The sequence below is a fragment of the Micrococcus sp. LASM2_SD2 genome, from assembly GCF_057364565.1.
On record NZ_JBNFOB010000419.1, the window covers coordinates 1 to 962 of the forward strand.

Annotated in this window: 1 pseudogene; it reads right to left on the reverse strand. The window is 77.1% G+C overall.

Annotation, left to right across the window (positions count from 1 at the left end):
* A pseudogene (locus AC2W7A_RS12860) lies at positions 1-962 on the reverse strand (hypothetical protein); the annotation flags it as partial.

Below are 962 nucleotides of genomic sequence, written 5' to 3' on the forward strand. Positions count from 1 at the left end.
GTGGTCCGGCGCGGGGACGCCGGGGTCCGGGGAGTCGTCGTGGCTGGGCTCTCCCGAGGACGGGGCCGGCCGGGTCGGGCGTCAGGGGTGTCCGGGCGGGAGTCCTCTGCGGACGGACGGTCGAAGCCCTGCGGGCGGGTGTTGCCGAAGCGGGCGGCGAACTCCGCGCGGAGCTCGGACTCCGGGCGGGCGAACACCGGGATCGAGGGCTCGACGTCCGGGACCAGGGGGCCCGGGTTGTAGGCCGGCATCGGGGTGTCCTGGTCCGGTGCCGGGGCGCCGGGGGCGGAGTCGCCGCGATCGGGTGCGGTGCCGCCGAATGAGGACTCCTCGGACGCGGACTCCTCGGCGGTGGGCCGATCGGACGCGGAGGACTCCGACCCCTCCGGTTCCGCTGCGGTCCAGCCGGTCCGGTCGGTCGCCGTGTCGGCGGAGGTCCCGTCCGCCACGGCGCCGTCGCGCGTGTCAGCGGTGTCACCGTCGGTCGAGCCGGTGTCCGTGGCGGTCCCGGCGGCACCGAAGGTCTGCTCGGCCTCCGGCCCGGCGTCCTCGGGGCTCCAGCCATCGGGTCCGGGCGAGTCCTCCATGTTCGCGTCCGGGTCGAACTCGGGGATGTCCGCCCACGGGTCGTCGTCTGCGGAACCGGAGGGGCCGCCCCAGTCCGGGGCGGAGTCCTGCGGCGTGCCCCAGGCGTCCGGGGACGGAGCGGCCGGGGGAGTGGTCTCCTTGGCCGGCTGACGGGAGTCCTCGCGCTGCCGCGGACCCTCCTGCTGTACAGCCTGCTGCGGAGCCCGGTGCGCCTGGGCGGGGACTGGCTCGGAGTCCGTCCGTTCCGGTGCGCGGCTCCGCGCGGCGGACGGAGACGGAGGACCGGTCTCGGCCTCTGCCGGTGCCTGCGGCTGTCCCCCCTGCCTGCCGGCCGGGTCTGCGGCTCCGGCTGCGGCTGACCTCGGGCCGGACGG